This window comes from Microcoleus sp. BM001215392 (assembly GCF_036700185.1).
Lineage (GTDB): Bacteria > Cyanobacteriota > Cyanobacteriia > Cyanobacteriales > Microcoleaceae > Microcoleus.
Genome location: NZ_JAUBOJ010000544.1, coordinates 1 through 3,725, shown reverse-complemented (window position 1 = coordinate 3,725; position 3,725 = coordinate 1). Strand labels below are relative to the sequence as shown.

General features: G+C 42.9%; 7 protein-coding genes. 2 read left to right on the top strand and 5 right to left on the bottom strand.

From position 1 onward, the window contains the following. Positions 1-700, bottom strand: a 700-nt coding sequence (locus QT974_RS32350) for an NB-ARC domain-containing protein (RefSeq protein WP_333472458.1), incomplete at its 3' end; no start/stop codon positions are given. Between the two features lie 233 nt (positions 701-933). Here QT974_RS32350 and QT974_RS32345 point away from each other — a divergent pair. Beyond that, complete coding sequence (locus QT974_RS32345) at positions 934-1,446, top strand: hypothetical protein (protein WP_333472457.1); 513 nt, start codon at positions 934-936, stop codon at positions 1,444-1,446. Positions 1,447-1,479: 33 nt separating this feature from the next. Further along, positions 1,480-2,010, top strand: coding sequence for a hypothetical protein (locus QT974_RS32340; RefSeq protein WP_333472456.1), 531 nt, complete (start codon positions 1,480-1,482; stop codon positions 2,008-2,010). Positions 2,011-2,101: 91 nt separating this feature from the next. Here QT974_RS32340 and QT974_RS32335 read toward each other — a convergent pair whose 3' ends face one another. The 4 genes from QT974_RS32335 to QT974_RS32320 all read right to left on the bottom strand — a co-directional run bounded on the left by QT974_RS32335 (position 2,102) and on the right by QT974_RS32320 (position 3,672). Continuing rightward, positions 2,102-2,464 carry a type II toxin-antitoxin system PemK/MazF family toxin gene (locus tag QT974_RS32335; protein WP_333472455.1) on the bottom strand — a complete coding sequence of 121 codons (363 nt, stop codon included), beginning with the start codon at positions 2,462-2,464 and terminating at the stop codon, positions 2,102-2,104. Beyond that, entirely contained in the window at positions 2,454-2,933 is a 480-nt protein-coding gene (locus QT974_RS32330; protein ID WP_333472454.1) for a DUF433 domain-containing protein, read from the bottom strand. The genes QT974_RS32335 and QT974_RS32330 overlap by 11 nt, the downstream gene beginning before the upstream one ends. Positions 2,934-3,070: 137 nt before the next feature. After that, positions 3,071-3,481, bottom strand: coding sequence for a type II toxin-antitoxin system VapC family toxin (locus QT974_RS32325; RefSeq protein ID WP_096831080.1), 411 nt, complete (start codon positions 3,479-3,481; stop codon positions 3,071-3,073). After that, complete coding sequence (locus QT974_RS32320; protein WP_106148181.1) at positions 3,472-3,672, bottom strand: hypothetical protein; 201 nt, start codon at positions 3,670-3,672, stop codon at positions 3,472-3,474. Before QT974_RS32320 ends, QT974_RS32325 begins: the two co-directional genes overlap by 10 nt. Positions 3,673-3,725 lie beyond the last annotated feature (53 nt).

Here is a 3,725-nt window from a genome sequence, read left to right as displayed (position 1 = left end):
CCCTTGGTAAGGGGGGGTTGGGGGGGTTTTGATTTGAGAGAAATTGAATAATCTTTTTAAGAGTTGTTTCAAGGGGCGGGGAGGTGCGGAGACTGTGCCAGATGATGCGATCGAATTGAGTTTGAATTTGGGGGATGAGGTTACGGGCGATCGCGCTTTTGCCGGTGCCTGTCATGCCTGTGATGGTGAGGAGGCGGCAGTTTTGCTCTAGAATCCAGGTTTCGAGGGCGGTGAGGGGTGAGTTGGGGTAGTTGTAGAAGGTTTTGATCTCTGGTGCATCTCTTAAATCGAGTCGCGGTTTTTGTTGGGTGTTGTCTTCAGTTGAAGTTTGTGTTGGGGGTGAGTTTTGTGGAGTTTTTGGAGGGTGTGAGGTTTCTGTGCAAACGTTGATGTTACCTTTGTTTTGTACAAGGTTAAAGTTTACAAAATTAGAAGATTGAGAAATTTCATACCTCTCTATTGTGGAGCGCAAATTTGATTTCATTACATCTTCATCTAATATTTCTGAAAGTATTTGCCATAACTTTGAGGCAACATTTCTGACATGGCGTTCAGTACAATGAACCTCTTTAGAAATTTCGGAGTATCTTTTACCTTGCCACGTTCCCCGTACTACTGCCTGTTGCAGATCGTCTAGGTGTTTGCCGGTCTTAGTGAACACCAAGCCATCCGCAAACTTTAAGAGTTCTTGAACATCCATTGATTGGGTAGGTGTAGGAGGTTTTATCTATTCTATCAGACTTTTTCTGACTTTTTCTGACGAAGGAGGACAAAATGTGACTTTGAACCGCTAGCTAATTTTATCAACTACTGGCAATTTGTGACATTATCCTACTTTACACTACATAAAAATTAACTTAAAATTAAATTAGGCGCTTTGAAACTCGTAAAATCTTAGTAAAAATTTTGTAATTTACAATAGGATAAAAAATCATGTCTAGTGCATTATCCCTACCTCAAGCTAATTTAAAAATGGCTCTCTGGCAAGTCGATGCTGATGCAATGAGTAGCAGCGACTTGTATGTGTGGTTAAATGATACAGGCTTGCCGCATGAAGTCTCGATCCGGCTGCATGAACTTGCCACATACACGAAAAAAGCTGGTAACAAAGTTTTACTCATCGGCAAAATTCTCCTCATTAAAATCATAGAATTTGTCAAAGCACATCCTAATTTAGCGATCGGGGCTGCTGTTGGCGTCGTTGTAGGAATTTTGGCAAATTCGATACCATTTGTCGGCCCCTTATTAGCACCTTTGGCAACAGTGCTGGGTATCCCAATTGGTGCAATTGCCGGCCACAGACTCGATAAACTTGCCCAAGGCAAAGAGGTGTCTGATGATGGAATTATTGGAATTGCTCAAGACATGATTGAGATTGCCAAAGCATTTTTTCAACTAATGATAGACGTTTTCAATACAATTTTCTGCAACGTCATCACTGCTTAACTGCCAAAATTAGCAAAAAAATTGAGGTCGAATATGTCGGCAAATAAAACGCCAACTAAAGAGCAAATTCTGAAGTCAATAGAGCAACTGGAAAAAAACCCACACGATAAATTAGGGATTTTAGCAGAAATTGGCATTGGTGCAGTGGGGGCTGCTGGTGCTGGTGCCGCGGTGGCAGCTTTCGGTGGTGCATCATTTTTCTTTGGGTTGTTTGCCGTTGCACCTCCCGTAGGATTAGTTGTTGGCGGTGCAGCTTTAGGTGCTGCTGCTCTTGTAGGGGTAAAACGAATGTTATTTGATGGCACTTCTGACGATGGAAAAACAGCAGAAATACTTAAAAACTTAAAAGAACAGCTAAGAGATATTGAAGCCAAAGAAAGAGCCTCTAACCTGCAAGACAGCGATAAAACTAAATTTATTGTTTCCTTGAAAGAACCCGTCAGGCTCGATTTAATTAGCCCGCAAGACGCTCAGGATTTAATTAGGGCCGTAGAAAGCGGTCAAATGGCAATCAAAGAGGCGATTAAAATGGTTGAGGATGTGGTAAAAGCTGCTAAACCATAACTGCCTTCTGACTGCGTAAACCTGCGAATGCTAAGTTGTAAGTCTGCGATCGCCCTTACTTAAACCAAGTGCGATCGCTCTTGATAAATAACTACTGATACTCTACTACAGCCACAATCGCCCTAGCAATTTCCGACCTATCAGTAGTCGAAAGTTCTCCTATTTTACGAATGAATCTTTGTACATCCATACCTCGCAATTGCAACACATCTACTGCCGAAACTTTCGTTAAACCATTAGCAATATCTGGCTCAATCTTAACGTGCCAGATATTGCCAGCATAATATTCTTTCCAATCAGTGATAGGTGCAGCCAATTTCACTGGTAACTTACCAACAGTATCAGAACTTACCACTACAGCCGGACGAATTTTTTTGATTTCGGCTCCCACTGTTGGGTTAAAATTAGCCAACCAAATATCACCCCGTTTAGGAGAAGGAGAGTTAGTAGTCAATTAAATCTCCTGCTTCTAATTCTTGCCATTCTCTATCTTCCTGGTAATGTTGCAACATTGCCTCAGCTTGTATTTCTAAAATCCTTCCCCTCTCTGCCAGCGGTAATTTCATAAATTCTCGGCGACTGGGATAATTTGCTACTGTTGGTATTTCTAAAGCTATATCCGTCGGCTGCTTTTGAATCTTACGCTGAGAATTCAATGCTTCTATCCGATCGCCCTCAGCTTCCTCCGCTGCAATGTCAGCATCAATTTCATCTCGGTTAGCATGATAATAAGTCAAAGCTGCATAGACTTGGGTGAGAGTTAAATGCCCGATGCGATCGGCAATTTCTTCTGCATTTAAACCTTGCTTGTACCAAATAGCAATGCGCCGCACTGTAACACCCGTTCCGGCAATTATTGGACAGCCACCATGTATGTCTGCATTGCGACTAATTAAAGTTCCTATATCGGTGATAGTTGACAAGATTTTTTCCTCCCTAGGACGATCACTCTTTTATCTAGGATAGCACTGTCACAGCAAGCGTGCGATCGCCCTTATCCCATCCCCATTAACTCTCTTTCGTTTGCTATCGCTAAAAAGTGCGAGATCCCTTTCCATGCTCATGCTCTTGATTCGGCGGCGGGAATAACTTCAATTAGTCCCGTATGAAAAGCTGTATCGTAGGTAATAACTGGTAAATTTTCGAGTTCAGCTTGTGCCATAATCATCCGGTCAAACGGATCGCGGTGGGGAATAGGCAGGCTGCCAGCGCGAAGGGCATGGGCTGAAGTTATAGCTAGTTCGATAAATTGCGATCGGTGGAGGATTTGCGAATATTCCCCGACAATCTGTTTGGCTTCGGGAAGTTTACCGATGCGATATTTGGTGGCTATTTCCCAGGCTGAAACAGTGCTGACAATGATATTAAAATCCGGGTTGCGAATGATGTCGCGGCATTGGGCATTGAGTTTGGGATCGTCAAAGAGCCACCACAACAGGATATGGGTGTCAATGAGATAGCTTATTCCCATTGTTCGAGTTCCTCGAATGGTAGGGGCTCAAAAAAAGCATCACCGAGTTTTCCTGTCAGTAAACCAGGCGTGCGAGGCTGTGGCTGTTCTCGTCCTAATCCGAGGCGAAAGTAGTGAATCAAGTCATAGATTTCTGCAAGTTTGTCTTCGGGAATGTCTTGTAGTTCTTGAACGATCTTCTCAATTAGCATAAATCAAACACTCCGATAGTTGCTGGTTAATCAATCGAGCTACTGCGATCGTC